Origin of the sequence: Janthinobacterium sp. Mn2066 (assembly GCF_049319705.1) — a bacterium.
In the GTDB taxonomy this organism is placed as follows: domain Bacteria; phylum Pseudomonadota; class Gammaproteobacteria; order Burkholderiales; family Burkholderiaceae_D; genus Janthinobacterium.
Genome location: NZ_JBMOUF010000001.1, coordinates 477,646 through 493,368 on the forward strand (window position 1 = coordinate 477,646; position 15,723 = coordinate 493,368).

At 60.0% G+C, this 15,723-nt stretch carries 11 protein-coding genes and 1 tRNA gene; 7 read left to right on the forward strand and 5 right to left on the reverse strand.

Going from position 1 to position 15,723, the window contains the following annotated elements:
- Positions 1 to 54 precede the first annotated feature (54 nt).
- The gene (locus ACL9RI_RS02040; protein WP_422724930.1) at positions 55 to 1,338 is read left to right on the forward strand and encodes an MFS transporter; all 1,284 of its coding nucleotides are present in this window, start codon (positions 55 to 57) and stop codon (positions 1,336 to 1,338) included.
- Between the two features lie 55 nt (positions 1,339 to 1,393).
- Here the strand turns inward: ACL9RI_RS02040 and ACL9RI_RS02045 are convergent, their stop codons facing one another.
- Positions 1,394 to 3,547, reverse strand: coding sequence for a prolyl oligopeptidase family serine peptidase (locus ACL9RI_RS02045; protein ID WP_422724931.1), 2,154 nt, complete (start codon positions 3,545 to 3,547; stop codon positions 1,394 to 1,396).
- A 217-nt stretch (positions 3,548 to 3,764) separates the two neighbouring features.
- Between ACL9RI_RS02045 and ACL9RI_RS02050 the strand changes: the two genes are divergently transcribed.
- The 3 genes from ACL9RI_RS02050 to ACL9RI_RS02060 all read left to right on the forward strand — a co-directional run bounded on the left by ACL9RI_RS02050 (position 3,765) and on the right by ACL9RI_RS02060 (position 9,291).
- Positions 3,765 to 4,778, forward strand: coding sequence for a lysozyme inhibitor LprI family protein (locus ACL9RI_RS02050; protein ID WP_422724932.1), 1,014 nt, complete (start codon positions 3,765 to 3,767; stop codon positions 4,776 to 4,778).
- Positions 4,779 to 4,916: 138 nt separating this feature from the next.
- Complete coding sequence (locus ACL9RI_RS02055; protein WP_422724933.1) at positions 4,917 to 7,076, forward strand: metallophosphoesterase; 2,160 nt, start codon at positions 4,917 to 4,919, stop codon at positions 7,074 to 7,076.
- A gap of 229 nt (positions 7,077 to 7,305) precedes the next feature.
- Positions 7,306 to 9,291 carry a c-type cytochrome gene (locus ACL9RI_RS02060; protein ID WP_422725160.1) on the forward strand — a complete coding sequence of 662 codons (1,986 nt, stop codon included), beginning with the start codon at positions 7,306 to 7,308 and terminating at the stop codon, positions 9,289 to 9,291.
- 102 nt (positions 9,292 to 9,393) lie between these two features.
- Here the strand turns inward: ACL9RI_RS02060 and ACL9RI_RS02065 are convergent.
- The 4 genes from ACL9RI_RS02065 to ACL9RI_RS02080 form a co-directional block, all read right to left on the reverse strand.
- A tRNA-Lys gene (locus tag ACL9RI_RS02065) sits at positions 9,394 to 9,469 on the reverse strand.
- Between the two features lie 62 nt (positions 9,470 to 9,531).
- Positions 9,532 to 11,283, reverse strand: coding sequence for a GspE/PulE family protein (locus tag ACL9RI_RS02070; RefSeq protein ID WP_422724934.1), 1,752 nt, complete (start codon positions 11,281 to 11,283; stop codon positions 9,532 to 9,534).
- A gap of 42 nt (positions 11,284 to 11,325) precedes the next feature.
- On the reverse strand, positions 11,326 to 12,117 hold the full coding sequence (locus tag ACL9RI_RS02075; protein ID WP_422724935.1) for a spermidine synthase: 792 nt from the start codon (positions 12,115 to 12,117) through the stop codon (positions 11,326 to 11,328).
- Between the two features lie 105 nt (positions 12,118 to 12,222).
- On the reverse strand, positions 12,223 to 12,735 hold the full coding sequence (locus ACL9RI_RS02080) for a glycine zipper 2TM domain-containing protein (protein WP_422724936.1): 513 nt from the start codon (positions 12,733 to 12,735) through the stop codon (positions 12,223 to 12,225).
- A gap of 413 nt (positions 12,736 to 13,148) precedes the next feature.
- Here ACL9RI_RS02080 and ACL9RI_RS02085 point away from each other — a divergent pair, with 413 nt between their 5' ends.
- The 3 genes from ACL9RI_RS02085 to ACL9RI_RS02095 all read left to right on the forward strand — a co-directional run bounded on the left by ACL9RI_RS02085 (position 13,149) and on the right by ACL9RI_RS02095 (position 15,644).
- Positions 13,149 to 13,547 (forward strand): barstar family protein, encoded by a 399-nt coding sequence (locus ACL9RI_RS02085; protein WP_300756248.1) that lies wholly within the window; start codon positions 13,149 to 13,151, stop codon positions 13,545 to 13,547.
- A 156-nt stretch (positions 13,548 to 13,703) separates the two neighbouring features.
- Positions 13,704 to 14,312, forward strand: a complete 609-nt coding sequence (gene purN, locus ACL9RI_RS02090) for a phosphoribosylglycinamide formyltransferase (RefSeq protein WP_422724937.1) — start codon at positions 13,704 to 13,706, stop codon at positions 14,310 to 14,312.
- A gap of 21 nt (positions 14,313 to 14,333) precedes the next feature.
- The gene (locus ACL9RI_RS02095) at positions 14,334 to 15,644 is read left to right on the forward strand and encodes an RsmB/NOP family class I SAM-dependent RNA methyltransferase (protein WP_422724938.1); all 1,311 of its coding nucleotides are present in this window, start codon (positions 14,334 to 14,336) and stop codon (positions 15,642 to 15,644) included.
- Positions 15,645 to 15,723: the final 79 nt, after the last annotated feature.

Below are 15,723 nucleotides of genomic sequence, written 5' to 3' on the forward strand. Positions count from 1 at the left end.
ATATCATGAGAAAAAACCGCCAACAGGCGGTCTTCTTCTTATTGTGAGGTCGTCATGCTTTCCCTTCCTGTAGCACAATGGCTGGACCGGCGCGGGATTCACTTCGCCTGGGTCATCGTCATCATCACCTTTTTAACTGCCCTGACCTCGTCGGCAGCGCTGGGCTTGCCCGGCGCCCTGATGCAGCCGCTGAGCCGCGAGTTCGGCTGGGATGCCGAGCAGATCTCGTCGGCGCTGGCCGTGCGCTTCGTGCTGTTTGGCTTGATGGGGCCATTTGCGGCCATCCTGATGGAGCGCTTTGGCTTGCGCAACGTCATCTGCGTGGCCTTGTCGCTGATCGCCGCCGGCATGTTGCTGGCCACCCGCATGACGCAGTTCTGGCAACTGGTGGTGCTGTGGGGCATCTTGCTGGGCGTGGGGTCCGGCATGACGGCGCTGGTATTGAGCGCCGTGGTCGCCAACCGCTGGTTCGAGACGCATCGGGGCCTGGTGATCGGCGTGCTGACGGCCAGCTCGGCTACGGGTCAGCTGCTGTTCCTGCCCGTGGGCGCCTGGCTGATCGAGCACTATGGCTGGCGCCTGGCCGTGTTGCCTGTGTTTGCCAGCTGCGCCATCGTCGCCGTACTGGCCTTCTTTTGCATGCGCAACCGTCCGCAAGACGTGGGCTTGCGCGCCTATGGCGCCGACCCCATGTCGCCCTTGGCCACACCGCCCGGACCGGGCATTACTTTTGCCACGCCATTTTTGATCTTGCGCAGCGTGGCGACGAACCGCACCTTCTGGATCCTGTTCGGCACCTTCTTCATTTGCGGCTTGAGCACCAATGGCTTGATCCAGACGCACTTCATTTCCCTGTGCGGTGACTCCGGCCTGTCTGCCGTGCCAGCCGCTTCCGTGCTGGCCATGATGGGCGCGTTCGACCTGTTCGGCACCATCATGTCGGGTTGGCTGTCGGACCGCTATGACAACCGCAAGCTGCTGTTCTGGTATTACGGCTTGCGCGGCCTGTCGCTGTTCTGGCTGCCGTATTCCGAGTTCACCCTGTACGGTTTGTCCTTGTTCGCCATGTTTTATGGCCTGGACTGGATCGCCACCGTGCCGCCGACCGTGAAACTGGTGGGCGCCACCTTTGGCAAGGAAAGGGCGGGCATGGTGTTTGGCTGGATCTTTGCCGGCCATCAACTGGGCGCCGCCGTGGCTGCCTATGGCGCAGGCCGCATCCGTACCCTGATGCTGACTTACAATCCAGCCCTGTTTGCCGCTGGCGCTGCCTGCCTGCTGGCTGCCTTGCTGGTCTTGGCCATCCGGCGCCAGAAAGCCGCCTTGCCAACGGCGTGAAAAAAGCCAGGCCCGCGTCAGCGGAGCCTGGCTTTTCAAGAAGCAAATAAGGCGATTACTTTACGTATTTTGCCAGCCACTCTTCTACTTGATTGTAGAAGAAGCGGCTATTCTCGCCTTTCAGGATCCAGTGATTCTCGTCCGGGAAGACGATCAGTTTCGCCGGCACGTTCAGGCGCTGTTGCACGGCAAAGTTCATCAGCGCATTGTTGGCCGGCACGCGGTAGTCCAGTTCGCCCACGGTAATCAGGATAGGTGTCTTGAAACCCGTGCCTTTTTCGTGATTGCCTGCTTGCATGACCGGGCTTTGATCGCGCCATACGGGCAGGTTGGACCAGACGGGGCCGCCGGCATTGGTTTCACGGCCAAAGCCGCCATCGCTGGTGCCCCACTGCATGATCAAGTCCATTTCACCGGCATGCGACACGATGGCCTTGTAGCGCGTGGTGGTCGCTTGCAGCCAGTTGGCCAGGTGGCCGCCATAGCTGGCGCCGCCGGCAGCCAGTTTGGTGCCATCGATAAATGGATATTTCTTGATCGCTTCATCCACGCCCTGGTTGAGCTCATCGCCCGGGCCTTTCAATGGATCGAACTGGATAGAGCGGGCAAATTCTTCGCCGTAGCCGGTCGAACCCTTGTAGTCGGTCAGCAGCACGACATAGCCTGGCTTGGCCAGCAAGTGGTAATTCCAGCGCAGCACGAACTGGTCGCGCCACATGCTGGCCGCGCCGCCGTGGATGACGGTAAACAGCGGGTACTTCTTGTTCGGGTCGAAGTTGGCCGGCTTGACGATCATATTGTGGATCTGGCGGCCATCGGCCGTCTTGAACCAGAAGTGTTCGGGCGCTTGCCAGTCGATCTTGCCGGCTTTTTCCGTATTGAACGAGGTCAAACGTTTCGGCTGCTTGCCGTTGAAGGCAAAGATTTCCGGCGGATTGATGCTGGACTCCCACACGCCTACCAGCGACTTGCCGCCGCTGCTCAAGGAGCTGATGCTGCCGGTTGGCAACGATGGCTCATCGCGTACCTCGCCGCCCTTGACGTCGATCGAGTACAGCTTTTCCAGGCCCGCGTGTTCGTAGCTGAAGAGGATGCGCTTGCCGCCTTCCGGCAGCACATAGCGCGAGATCGAGCGGTCCAGCTTTGCCGTCAGGATGGTGGGTTCCGGGGTGACCAGCGGCCAGGCGAAGCTGGCCAGGCGGTTCACGTCGTAAACCTTGCCGGGCGTATCGGCATCGGACAGGGTAAACAGCGTCTTGCCATCGGCGGCAAATTTCAGGTTGTTATAGCTGCGCTGGTCTTGTGTCAAACGCTGTGGCTCGCCGCCCGTTGCCGCCACCAGGTACAGTTGCGAATGGATCGCTTCACGCTGGGCTGCATCGCGGTTGGTGGCCGCATTGAAGACGACGCCCTTGCCGTCCGGCGTCCAGATGGCGTCCAGCGTTTGTCCTTCATCGCCCTGGCCGCCGCCGAAGCCCGGCAAGGCTGCCAGTTGCGAGCCCGACAGGATATCGCGCGGCGTTGCATCGGCCTGCGCGTCAACGATAAACAGGCGCACCTGCTTGTCCGTCAGCCACTTGTCGAAGTAGCGGGGCGCCGTCGTTTCATACGAGCGCGCGCTGTATTTGCGGTCCTTGCGCTCTTTCGCGCTTTGCTTGACGTCCGCTTCCGTCTTGTTGCCTGGATAGATGTCGCTGATGAACAGCAATTGCTTGCCGTCCGGGCTCCATTTCGGCGACCGTGCACCGAGGGTCAGCGAGGTCAGGCGCTGGGCTTCGCCGCCGGCCGCCACGTCGAGGCGGTAGATCTGGCCAGCCTCATCGCCTTCGCGCTTGGCAACGAAAACCAGCTGGCGGCTGTCCGGCGACCAGGCGACGGCGCTTTCGCCGCCCTTGCTGAATGTCAGGCGGCGCGGCGCGCTCTCGTCCGTCAGCGATTTGATCCACAGGTCCGACCATTGGTCCTTGCTATCGTAGGCACTGTCGACCACGGAAAACACGGCCCACTTGCCGTCCGGGCTGGCAACGGGCGCACCGACGCGCTTCATCAGCCACACGTCTTCATGTGTAATGGCGTGTCTGGCTTGTTGGGTAGCGGCGGCTGGCGCGGCAGCCGTGGCATCGGCAGCGTGTGCGGCAAAAGCGAGCGAGGCGCAAGCTGAAGCAATCAGCAGCGAGCCGATGGAACGGCGAAGACGGGGAGAGGTCATGAGCGTGGTCCAAAGAATTGAAAAAGTTATGGCGAGCAACATTATTGCCCATCGGTCCACTGCATGCCAAGCTGCCATGGCCGCCCGTAACCGTTATTTACCGCAGGTTCGAGCCGCCATGCGGACGGGCTGGCGGCTGTTTGATGCGTTACACTCGGCCTTTCAGTTTTACTGCCCCAGGCGCGTTATGCGATTCCATGTATTTTCGAATAAGTCTTTGTTGTTGGGCCTGTTTGCCTTGCTGGCCGCCCAGTCAGCTACTGCGCAGTCTTCCTATCCGAATACCAGCGCCATGGGCGTGGGCCACGCGGAAACGACAGCCTGGTATGGCGCCTGCATGAAGGTGGCCAACGCCGCGCCGCCTGCCGCCGACTTGCCGCCGCCATCGGCCGTGGCGGGTTTGCAACGCTGCGAGCCGATCAACATGTATTACGATACCAAGAGTATGTCCGCGCCCAAGCCCGCCGACTGGCAGCCGGTACGGCAATGTGCTTTAGTCCAGAAGAATAATGCGGTGCTGATGATGTTGTACCAGAATGGCCTGGGCGTAGTCCGCAACCCGGCGCTGGCGCTGAAGTCCGCCTGCGGTATCGACGCCGCGCCGGCCGAGATGGAAGGCCGCGTCGCGCATCTGCAAAAGCTCGATGCCAGCGGCGCCCATGGCGATATCGATTTGTGCGACGACATCACCAGCGGCTACATGATGGGCGTTTGCAGTGGCATTGATGCGCGCCAAAAACAGCGTGCCCGTACCGCGGCGAACAGCAAGCTCAATCAAACATTGCCTGCCGCCGCCCAGGCTGCCCTGCAAGCGTTGCAGCAGGCGACGGACAAGTTTGCCACGGCGCGTGGCGCCAAGGAAACGGACATGAGCGGTACGGCAGGTTCATCCATGGCCATCGACACCCGGACCGGCGAGATGGAATTGCTGGCCCATGATCTGCGCCAGTATGAGCAAGGGCAATTGCCGCAGGCGGGCAAGGTCGATGCGGCGACGCTCGACAAGCAGCTTAACGTGCTGTACGGCAAGGTGATGAAGCAGCCGCAGGCGGACTACCCCGGCGCCGTGAGCAAGGAAGGCGTGCGCGCCACCCAGCGCCTGTGGCTGGCATATCGCGATGCGTGGCTGCGTTATGGCGCCGCGCGTTACCCATCCGTGCCTGCCGATACCTGGCTGGCGCTGCTGACGGCACGGCGCAATGCGCAATTGGAAGAATTATTGCAGCCCTAATTTGTATTTAACGGTTTTTTCTTCTGTAAATGATGGTTATGTCATCAACAGGTAATTTCCTATTGGCATTATTGCACCTCCTATAAATTAACAGACCGGCATGCTTGCCCAGCATGCCAGGTTTTCTGGAGAGAATGCATGATAGAGAAGTTCCCCTTGCGCCCGGTATCGGCGGGCGCGCTGGTGTTCGCCGCGCTGCTGGCTGGCTGCGGCAGCAGCCACCACAATGACGAGGCGCCGCCGCCTCCGGTGGCACCTGCCAATCCCAGCGTCGCGTTCATGACCGATGTGCACTTTGAAAACGTGTATGGCGATTTCAAGAGCGCGCAGTTTGCCGGCATCCCGACCAAGGATGGCAAAAACGCCACTATCCGCACCATGTATGCGCAGCTGACGTCGACCCGTCTGTTCAACGAAAACTATTTCGCCTTCCGCTCGGCGCTCGACGATGCCTACGGTAAAGGTATCCGCATGGTAGCCTTGCCTGGCGATTATTCCGATGATGCCCAGCCGATCAACATCGATGGCATCAACGACATCCTGCGCGAGTACCAGGCCAAGGGCATGCGCTTCTTTATCGCGCCGGGCAACCACGACCCTAACGAGCCGTACGACGACGATGAAGCGGGCAAGAGCGATTTCCTGACCAAGGATGGCAAGGAACAGAAGGTCTATGCGACCGGCAATGCGGCCTGCAAATCGAAAGATCCTACCGTGGTCTGTACCGACCAGTTGAAAGAGCAGGGCTATGAAAGCCTGATCGGCAAGCTGGGCGATTTCGGCTTCATGCCGAACAAGAACGACCTGTATTGGGAAACCCCGTTCGGCCAGTACGCCGACAACAAATACACGTATGAAGCGGCGGTGGTCAAGGGCGACCTGAAGAACCGCCAGTTTGAAATGTGCGCCGAAGGCGAAGGCGGCAGCTACAAGGCGGCCGGCGAAAAAGCGCTCGGCAAGGCATACACCAAGTGCAGCAGCATCATCGACGCCAGCTATCTGGTGGAGCCGGTGAAAGGCTTGTGGCTGTTGTCGATCGACGCCAATGTGTACATTCCGAACGGCAATTTTGATCCTGCCAATCCAAAATCGTTCAAGGGCTTCGATGGCGCCGGCAATGCGGGCTGGAACAAGGTGCTGACGCATAAGAAACACCAGATGGAATGGATCAAGTCGGTGGTGGACCGCGCCAAGGCGCAGGGCAAGCAGCTGATGGCCTTCTCGCATTATCCGACCATGGATTTCTATGCGAACCAGACCGGCGCGATGAAAGATGTCTTCAAGCCGGGCGCCTTCCAGACGGCGCGCGTGCCTGAGTCGGCCACCACGGCAGCATTGGCGGCCACGGGCCTGCGCCTGCATATCGGCGGCCACATGCATTTCAACGGCACCAACGATTACCAGGATGCCGCTGGCAATTACCTGGTGAACGTGCAGTCGCCATCGCTGGCCGTGTATGGCGCATCCTACAAGATCGTCAATTACAAGGATGCCGATACGGTCGACGTGCAAACCGTGGCCCTGAATTCGGTGCCGCGCTTTAACGAACTGTTCCCGCACTACCAGGTGGAATACGATTACCTGCAAGGCAGCACGAACGCGGACGATATCAAGAAACGCTGGAACCGCGCCGTGCTCGACACCACCTCGTATGGCGCCTTCACGCGCTTCTATTTCGGCGAACTGTCGCGCCTGCGTTTCATGGATGAGTACTGGCCATGTGAAATGAAGGAAGCGGCCATGGTGCTGGATGTGAAGCAGATGCTGATCCTGTCGCAATTGCAAACCCAGGTAACCCTGGCGCAACTGGCGCAAGTGCCAGGCGTGCTGCCATTGACGGCCAGTTGCGCCGCCAAGGGCGTGGCCAGCGGCACGGTCGTGCCGGCCAGCCAGCTGACGGCGGACTGGGCGGCAGCGACCGTCAAGGCGACGGCACTGGCCACGGCGGCCGGCTTGAAGCTGGACGACTTTGCGGCAATTTCTGCGTATGAGTTCTACGGCGATTTCCACCGTACCGTGTATGCAGGCGAACTGGCCTTGCGCGACATGGGCGCGACACGCGTCAGTGCATACAAGGTGCTGATGGGCGCCTTCCCGGCCAATCCGGCGGCGATCGTCAAGATCGGCGACAAGCCGTCGGACCAGAACGCGGTGAACGTACTGTTCCAGAATCAGTTCAAGCAAGTGTTTGCGATTTTCAAGGGCCTCGGTTCGGCCAAGCCTAGCGATCATTTCGTGATCGATTTCAAGGCCAAGAAATTGAGCAATGCGAATGCAACGGGTTTAAGTTTCAACTGATGATGTAATGCGGTACTGAAAATGCGGCCAGCCAGACTGGCCGCATTTTTTTTGGGTGCGTCTAGGTGAAATGCCTTAGATGCCCACATGAAACACCTTATTTCGATGCTGGCGCTGGATGCGTAAACTTATCCCTGCTAATAAAAGGGTCAAGATGAACGCCAAGTCAGCTGCTGCACCAGCATTATTTACTGTTTTTACTGTTCTCTACGCATTGTGCTTGTTTGGCATGCTGGGCTTTGCCGGGCCCGCCTGGTCTGCTGCGCCCGATGCGGCGCAAATCAAGCGGGGCGCCTATGTGGCCCGCCTCGGCGATTGTGTTGCCTGCCATACCAGCGCACAAGGCGCGGCCATGGCCGGCGGCCTGGAATTGAAGACGCCATTCGGCATCATCTACAGCACCAATATCACGCCCGACCCCGTCACGGGCATCGGCAAGTATTCCTTCGAGCAATTTAATCGCGTCATGCGCAAGGGCGTGGCGGCCGATGGCCACCATCTGTACCCGGCCATGCCGTATCCGTCCTATGCGAAGATCACGCCCGACGACATGCAGGCGCTGTACGCCTATTTGCTGCATGGCGTGGCGCCCGTGGTGCAACAGAACCGCGAGAATGACATGAAATGGCCGTTCAGCATGCGCTGGGGCCTGTATTTCTGGAATGCACTATTTCTCAAGGATGAGCCATTCAAGCCGGACGCCAGCAAATCGGCCACCTGGAACCGGGGCAGCTATCTTGCCCAAGGGCTAGGCCATTGCGGTTCCTGCCACACGCCGCGCGGCGTGGCCTTCCAGGAAAAAACCATGGGGCAAGATGGTCCCAAGGGCAATCAATACCTGGCGGGTTTTACCTTCGATGCCTGGCATGCGGTGAATTTGCGCGATCTGTGGACGCCCGACGACATCGTGCAATTGCTCAAGACGGGGCGCAACAGTTTCGGCACGGCGGCTGGCAGCATGACGGAAGTCATCACGCACAGCACGCAATATTTTACGGATGCCGATCTGGCGGCGCTGGCCGAATACCTGCATGGCTTGCCGCCCAATCAATCTGGCGGACCTGCGCCAAAGAAACCGATGGCCGTGGCGCAAGCCACCGAGGCTGCGCTGTACACCACCCGTGGCGGTCTGGGCTATACGCAGTTTTGCGCCACTTGCCACCGGCGCGATGGCCGTGGCGTGGACAATATCTTCCCGCCGCTGGCGCAAAACCATTCCGTGCAATCGACAGATCCCACTTCGCTGATCCATATCGCGCTGACGGGCTGGCAATCGGCCGTTACGCAGCACTCGCCGCGCTCGTTCGGCATGCCGGCCTATGACAGCCTGTCGAATGGGGAACTGGCGGAAATTTTGACCTTTGTGCGCGGCAGCTGGGGTAATAAGGGTGTCGCCGTCACGGCCTCGCAAGTTGCGAAGGTGCGCAAGGAGTTGAAACTCACGCCGACGCCTTCGGATTTTTCTACGCCCCGCTTTGCCGCCCTGATGGGTGACGCCAACGCCGGGCAATTGATACGCGGCATGCAGCTGATGACGGAAACCAGGGCCCGTTTGCCGAAAAACGTGGGCAATGACCTCAATTGCAGCAGCTGCCACCTGAATGGCGGCACCGTGGCCAAGGGCTCGCCCTTCCTCGGCATTTCCGCGTTTTTCCCCTCGGAAGCACCGCGCGCGGGCAGGGTGATCAGCCTGGCTGAGCGCATCAATGGCTGCTTCAAGCGTTCGATGAACGGCGCACCGTTGCCGGCGGGCACGCCCGACCTGCAGGCAATGGTGGCCTATATAGCCTGGATGAAGGGCGCCACCCAGGCGGGCGATAATGTGCCGGGGCGCGGCATCGCCAGGATCGACCGCAGCCTGGTGCCCAACGTGGTCAACGGCAAGAAAATCTTTGCCCAGCAATGTGCCGTGTGTCATGGCGCCAATGGCGAAGGCATCCGGGGTGCCGATGGCCTGGTGGCCTTCCCGCCGCTGTGGGGCGAGCGCTCCTTCAATATCGGTGCGGGCATGGCCAGGACTTACACGGCGGCCGGTTTCGTCAAGGCCAATATGGTGATGGGCCACGGCCAGAAATTTCCGCTGGGGCAGGGCAATTTGTCGGACCAGGACGCGGTCGACGTGGCCGCGTATTTTACCCACATGCCGCGTCCCGATTTCCCGGAAAAGATCAATGATTGGCCAAAAGGCGGCAAGCCGAAGGATGCGCGGTATTAATTCCGGCTGAAATACGTGCAAGCTTCCCTGAAGGGGAGTTTGCAGGCAATAGAAATGAAAAAAGCCAATCCTGAGGATTGGCTTTTTAGTGCTGCGCATTCGTGGTAGGCCGTGCGGGATTCGAACCTGCGACCAACGGATTAAAAGTCCGCTGCTCTACCAGCTGAGCTAACGACCCGAAAGAGGCCGCATTATATATGGTTTGCGCATGAATGCAAAGCCTTCTCGCATAAACTGCATTTAATCTTCCAGCGCCGCCGTGATTTTCAATACTTCGGCAATGCTGGTCGTGCCGTCGATGATCTTGCGCGCGCCGGCGATGCGCAGCGGCGTCATGCCGTCCAGTATGCTTTGGCGCCTCAGCGCGTGCAGGTCGGCGCCGGCCTTGATCAGCTGGCTGAAGCGTTCTGTCACGACCAGCAATTCATAGATGCCGGCACGGCCCCGGTAGCCGCTTTGCCGGCATGCGGGGCAGCCGGCGGGGATGAAGATGGTGCCTGGCCGCGCCAGCTGGCCGCCCGCCAGCTGTTGCCATTGCGCTTCTCCGGGCGCCGTTTCAGCTTGTTTGCAGTCGGGACACAGGCAGCGCAGCAAGCGCTGCGCCAGCACGCCGATCAGGCACGCTTCCAGCAAATAGGCGGGCAGACCCAGTTCCAGCAGGCGCATCACGGCCGAGGGCGCATCGTTGGTGTGCAGGGTCGACAGCACCAGGTGGCCCGTCAATGCGGCCTGGATTGCCATCTCGGCCGTGGCCAGGTCGCGGATTTCTCCTACCATGATGATATCGGGATCTTGCCGCATCAGCGCCCGCACGCCATCGGCAAACGACAGTTCCATGCCTGCCTGTGTCTGCACCTGCATCTGGTTGAAGGCGGGTTCGACCATTTCGATGGGGTCTTCCACCGTGCACACATTGACTTCGCTGCTGGCCAGCGCCTTGAGCGTGCTGTACAGGGTCGTCGTCTTGCCCGACCCGGTAGGGCCCGTCACCAGCACGATGCCGTGCGTATGCGCCGTCAATTGCCGCCAGCGTTCGGCGTCCAGCGGTGGAAAGCCCAGTTCGGCCAGGCTTTTGATGGCGATTTCGGGATCGAAGATGCGCATCACCAGTTTTTCGCCAAAGGCGGTGGGCAGGGTGGATAAGCGCAACTCGATTTCTTGCCCCTGGGCATTACGTGTCTTGATGCGGCCATCCTGGGGGCGGCGTTTTTCCACCACGTCCATGCGTCCCAGCAACTTGATGCGCGCCGTCATCGCCAGCATCACCACGGGCGGCACCTGGTAGGCCTGGTGCAGCACACCGTCGATGCGCAGGCGCACATAGCCCGCATCGCGTTTCGGTTCCAGGTGGATATCGGACGCGCGCTGGGCAAACGCGTATTGCCATAGCCAGTCGACGATGCGCACCACATGCTGGTCGTTCGCGTCGAGGCTGCTTTTATGCCGCCCCAGTTCCACCAGCTGTTCGAAATTATGGCGCAGCGCGACGTCTTGCGCGGAGGCTTGCCGCGCCACCTTGACGGAGCCGGCCAGGCTGAAAAACTGCGCGATATAGTCGGCGATGTGGACTGGATTGGCAATCACCAGGCTCAGCTTGCGTGGCGCCAAAGAGCCCAGGCCCGCTTGCCAATCGAGTGCATACGGCTGGGCGGTGGCGATCACGATGCGCTCCGCCGTGCTTTCCACCGGCAGGATATTAAAGCGGGCCGCATAGCTGGCCGTCATCACGTTCGCTACCTGGCTGAAATCGATGCTGAGCGGATCGATACGCAGATAGGGCAATTGCGCGCGCCGCGCCAGCCAGGCGCACAGGGTATCGAGCGTCAGCGAGGGGAGGCCGCAATCGGCCACGCTGCACAGCGGGTGGCGCGGCGCAGCTTGCCGGGCAGCAGCCTGCGCGTGCACTTGCGCCGCCTGTTTGATATCCAGCAGTCCATCTTCCTGCAACCAGGCAAGCAACTGCGGTAGCGCCAGGGGCGGGGAAGAAGACATGGCCGGTTACCTTTCAGGGCGCCGGCCTGGGCTAAGACCGGCTTACAGTGTGCTTTGGATGCCCTTGAGCCAGGATTTGGCGGGCAGCTTGGTGTCGGCGACGATCTGTTTTGCCCGTTCGAGCAGCGCTGCCTGCGCGTCGGCATCGAGCGCGACTTTGGTCTTGAAAGCGATGGCCACCACGTTCCCATCATGGACTTCAGGCAGGCAGATCACCTGTTCGAACGCAAATTTCATCGCCTTGATGTTTTTTGCGTAGCTGGGGTGGTCGCCGAACAGGTTCACCGTCATGATGCCGTGCGGCGCCAGGCAAGCGCAGCAGGCGCTGTAAAAGTCGGCGCTGTCGAGCACGGGGCCGCGCGCCGTGGCGTCGTACAAGTCCACTTGCAGCGCGTCGAGCGTGCCATGGTTGGCGCTATCGTTGACGTAGTCCAGCGCATCCATTTCGCGCACGTGCAGGTGTTCGTCATTGGGCGGCAGCTTGAACATCGAAGCGCAGATGGCGATCACGGACGGGTTCAGTTCGATCGCGTCGATCTGTGCCTCGGGAAACTGGCGGTAGCAGAACTTGGTCAGCGCGGCCGTGCCCAGGCCCAGCTGGGCCAGGCGCTGCGGCTGCTTGATCCACAACATCCACGCCATCATCTGTTGCGCGTATTCCAGTTCCGGCCAGTCCGGCTTGCGGATGCGCATGGCGCCCTGCACCCATTCGGTGCCGAAATGCAGATAGCGCACGCCATCCATTTCCGACAGGGTAACGGGAGCGTAGCGCGGCTTGCGCGTGGCGGGGCGTGAAGATTCGACTTGTTCGATGGATTTTCGTTTGATAAGCATAAGACGGCCTGAAAGTGTGCCGCATTATAGCCCGCCCCAAGCCGCCATAAAAAATGCCAGCCTCATGGGCTGGCATTTTGTTGGCTATTACGGAGACTGTGCAGCTTACTGCTGCGAAGGCTCGATCGATACACGCAGACGTACTTTTTCGCCTGGATCGTAAGACATGATGCTCGTGTAGTTACGGCCGCCGTAGTTATACGAGACCTGGTAGCCGTTGTTGCGCGATTCCCAGTGGTCGACCTGGCGGCATTGCTGTACAGCTTGTTGCTGCACGCCACCCTGGTAGTTATTCTGGTTGTCGACGCGGTCACCGACCACGGCGCCAGCGATCGCGCCTGCCGCTGCGGCGGCCGTGCGGCCATTACCGCCGCCCACCTGGCTGCCGAGCAGGGCGCCGGCGATACCGCCGACGATCGAGCCGCCAGCGCTGCGCTGTTGTGGCGGAGTCTGAACCTGCACGTACTCTGTGCGGCATTCCTGGCGTGGACGGTTGATCTGTTCCACTTGTGGCACGACGCGCGTGACGCGGCCGAAATCCTCAAAGTCGGCGGCCTGGGCGAGTGGCAAAGCACCGATACAAAGGGCTGACATCAATAATTTGGCTTGCAAGTTCATTTCTTACCTCGTTATGTAGAGTATCTTTCAGGGCATTTTTTTTAACCTGAAGCTATAGTAGTCCGGCTGGTCGTGACGTAGTGATGTACATGGCAACAAAATGTAACAGCAAAGCCCGTTCTCCCCACAGTCTGTAACATGCACTTTCATTCGATACACGATGTTGGATTCGCTGAACAGGGCGCTTTGTAACAAATCTTGCGTTCGACATCATATTCGGGTTGATTCATGCAGAACAACACGTTACCCTAATACGCGTATGGCTTATAAAATCGTACTGAATCGCTTAATTGATATATACCTTAATTGATACAGATCGAATCACCGCGTGCGCATTGACCCGCGTGCGGGATGTAATAAGAACCGCAGCAGTTTGAAGAGATCCATACATAACAGGTCGATTTGAGGGAAAAATGAGTTTGTTACTAACCGTGCCGCCCAACCTTGTCCAGTCTATCCGTGCCTTTCGCGTGACCGAATTGCAAGACGAGGCGATTCGTCTCGGGCAGCACTTTTTATATGCGCACTGCCACGCTGGCCTGACCAAGCAACAAGTCATCGGTATTATCGCAGAAGCATTCCTGTTTCCGAAAAGCCTGGCCAAGAATTTCGATGCCCTGCGCGTCTGCCTGACGGACACCATGCATAAGGCAGGCACGCAGACGGGCTTCCTGGTGGTGCTCGAGCAATTGCCGAATACGCAAAAATTTGACAAGGAAGCGCGCGAGACCCTGCTCGACGTGTTTCGCGACGCGGCCGACTACTGGGCCGAGAAAAAAGTCCCGTTCCGCGTCTTCTACTCGTTCGAGTAAATGCCCACTCTTGTCACGCAGCGCTGAAACAGGGCGCTACTGGAGGGGGAAATCTGGCACGGCGCAACGCGCCAGCGCCATCTGGTGTATGCTGCGCCGCAACAATAATGCCGGCCTTTCTAGATTCGCACCGTCATAGCGGGTACAATGCGCGCTATGAAAAATATCGTTATCCTCATTTCCGGACGCGGCAGCAACATGGAAGCGGTCGTGCGCGCGGCGCAAGCCGAGCAGTGGCCTGCCCGTATTGCCGCCGTCATCAGTAACCGGGCCGATGCCCAGGGACTGGTGTTTGCCGCGGAACACGGGATAGCGACCGCAGTCGTTGCCAACAAGGATTATGCCAACCGCAGCGAGTTTGAAGCGGTCTTACAAACCGTGATCGATGGTTTTAGCCCCGATCTGGTGGTGCTGGCCGGTTTCATGCGCATCCTGACTGCCCCCTTCGTGGAACATTACGCGGGGCGCATGCTCAATATCCACCCATCGCTGCTGCCATTGTTTCCGGGCATGGCAACCCATCGTCAGGCCATCGAGGCGGGCGTGACCGAACACGGCGCGACCGTGCATTTCGTCACGGCCGAACTCGATCATGGTCCGGCCGTGGCCAGCGCGGTGGTGCCTGTCTTGCCAGGCGACACAGAAGAAAGCTTATCGGCGCGCGTGCTGGTACAGGAACATCTGCTTTACCCGCGCGCCATCCGCCTGTTCATCGACGATAAACTGTCCGTCGAGCATGGCCAGGTCCGCGTGGACCCTCAATAAAATATTACAGGAAGAATAACAATGAGATTGCCACCAGCAATACTTGCGAATGCTGAAGAAGTATTGCGCGAAATTTTACGTTTTACGGCGCCGGCCGATACCACCTTGTCGCGCTATTTCCGCGACCATCCACGCCTCGGCTCGCGCGAGCGCGGCGCCATCGCCGAAGGCATCTATGCCGTGCTGCGCAATAAATCGTTCTTTACCGACTTCGCCGAAGCGGGCAATGGCCCGACCATGCGCCGTCTGACCATCCTCGGCCTGGCCGAAGCGATGGGCGCCGATTCGCTGGGCGGCCTGACGGAAGAAGAAGTGGAATGGCTGGACCGCATCAAGCAGATCGACCGCAACCTGATGCCGGCCACCATGCGCGCCAATATGCCGAAATGGCTGTTTGACAAGCTGATCGCCCAGTTCGGCGAAACGGACACCATGCTGCTGGCCGATGCCCTGAATGCACCGGCCTCGCTGGACTTGCGCGTCAACTCGCTCAAGTCCACGCGCGAAGACGTGATGCTGGCCCTGGCCGAAGCGCCGATCCTGAGCACGCCGACGCCGTACGCGCCGCTGGGCTTGCGCGTTGTCAAGAAGCCATCCTTGCAAAACATGCCCTTGTTCCAGAGCGGCGCGATCGAAGTGCAGGACGAAGGCAGCCAGATCCTGTCGCAGATCGTCGGCGCCAAGCGCGGCGAGATGGTGGTCGATTTCTGTGCCGGCGCCGGTGGCAAGACCCTGGCGCTGGGCGCACTGATGCGCAACACGGGCCGGCTGTACGCCTTCGACGTGTCGGAAAAACGCCTGGCCAAGCTGAAACCGCGCCTGGCCCGCAGCGGCCTGTCGAACGTGCATCCGGTGCAGATCGCGCATGAACGCGACGCCAAGATCAAGCGCCTGGCTGGCAAGATCGACCGCGTGCTGGTCGATGCACCTTGCAGCGGCCTGGGCACCCTGCGCCGCAATCCGGACGTGAAATGGCGCCAGCAACCGAATGCCATCGGCGAACTGCAAGTCAAGCAGGCAGCCATCCTGTCGGGCGCGGCGCGCCTGGTCAAGGGCGGCGGCCGCCTGGTGTACGCCACCTGCAGCTTCCTCAATGAAGAAAACGACGTGATCGCCGAGCAATTCCTGGCTGCCCATCCCGATTTCTTCCTGGTGCCGATGAGCAAGGTGCTGGCCGAGCAAAAGATCGAGCTGGAAATGGGCGATTATCTGAAACTGTTGCCCCACCAGCATCAGACCGATGGCTTCTTCGCTGCCGTGTTCGAGCGCAAAGTGATGCCGAAAAAAGTGTTTGCCGATGAAAAACCGGCTGGCGGCGAGCAAGACGAGTAAGCGCTGCAAGCGGCCCATGCCAACGGCAGGGGCCGCCATCAAGACCAGTACCACCAGCCAGCGCCGCCTGGCGCATGGC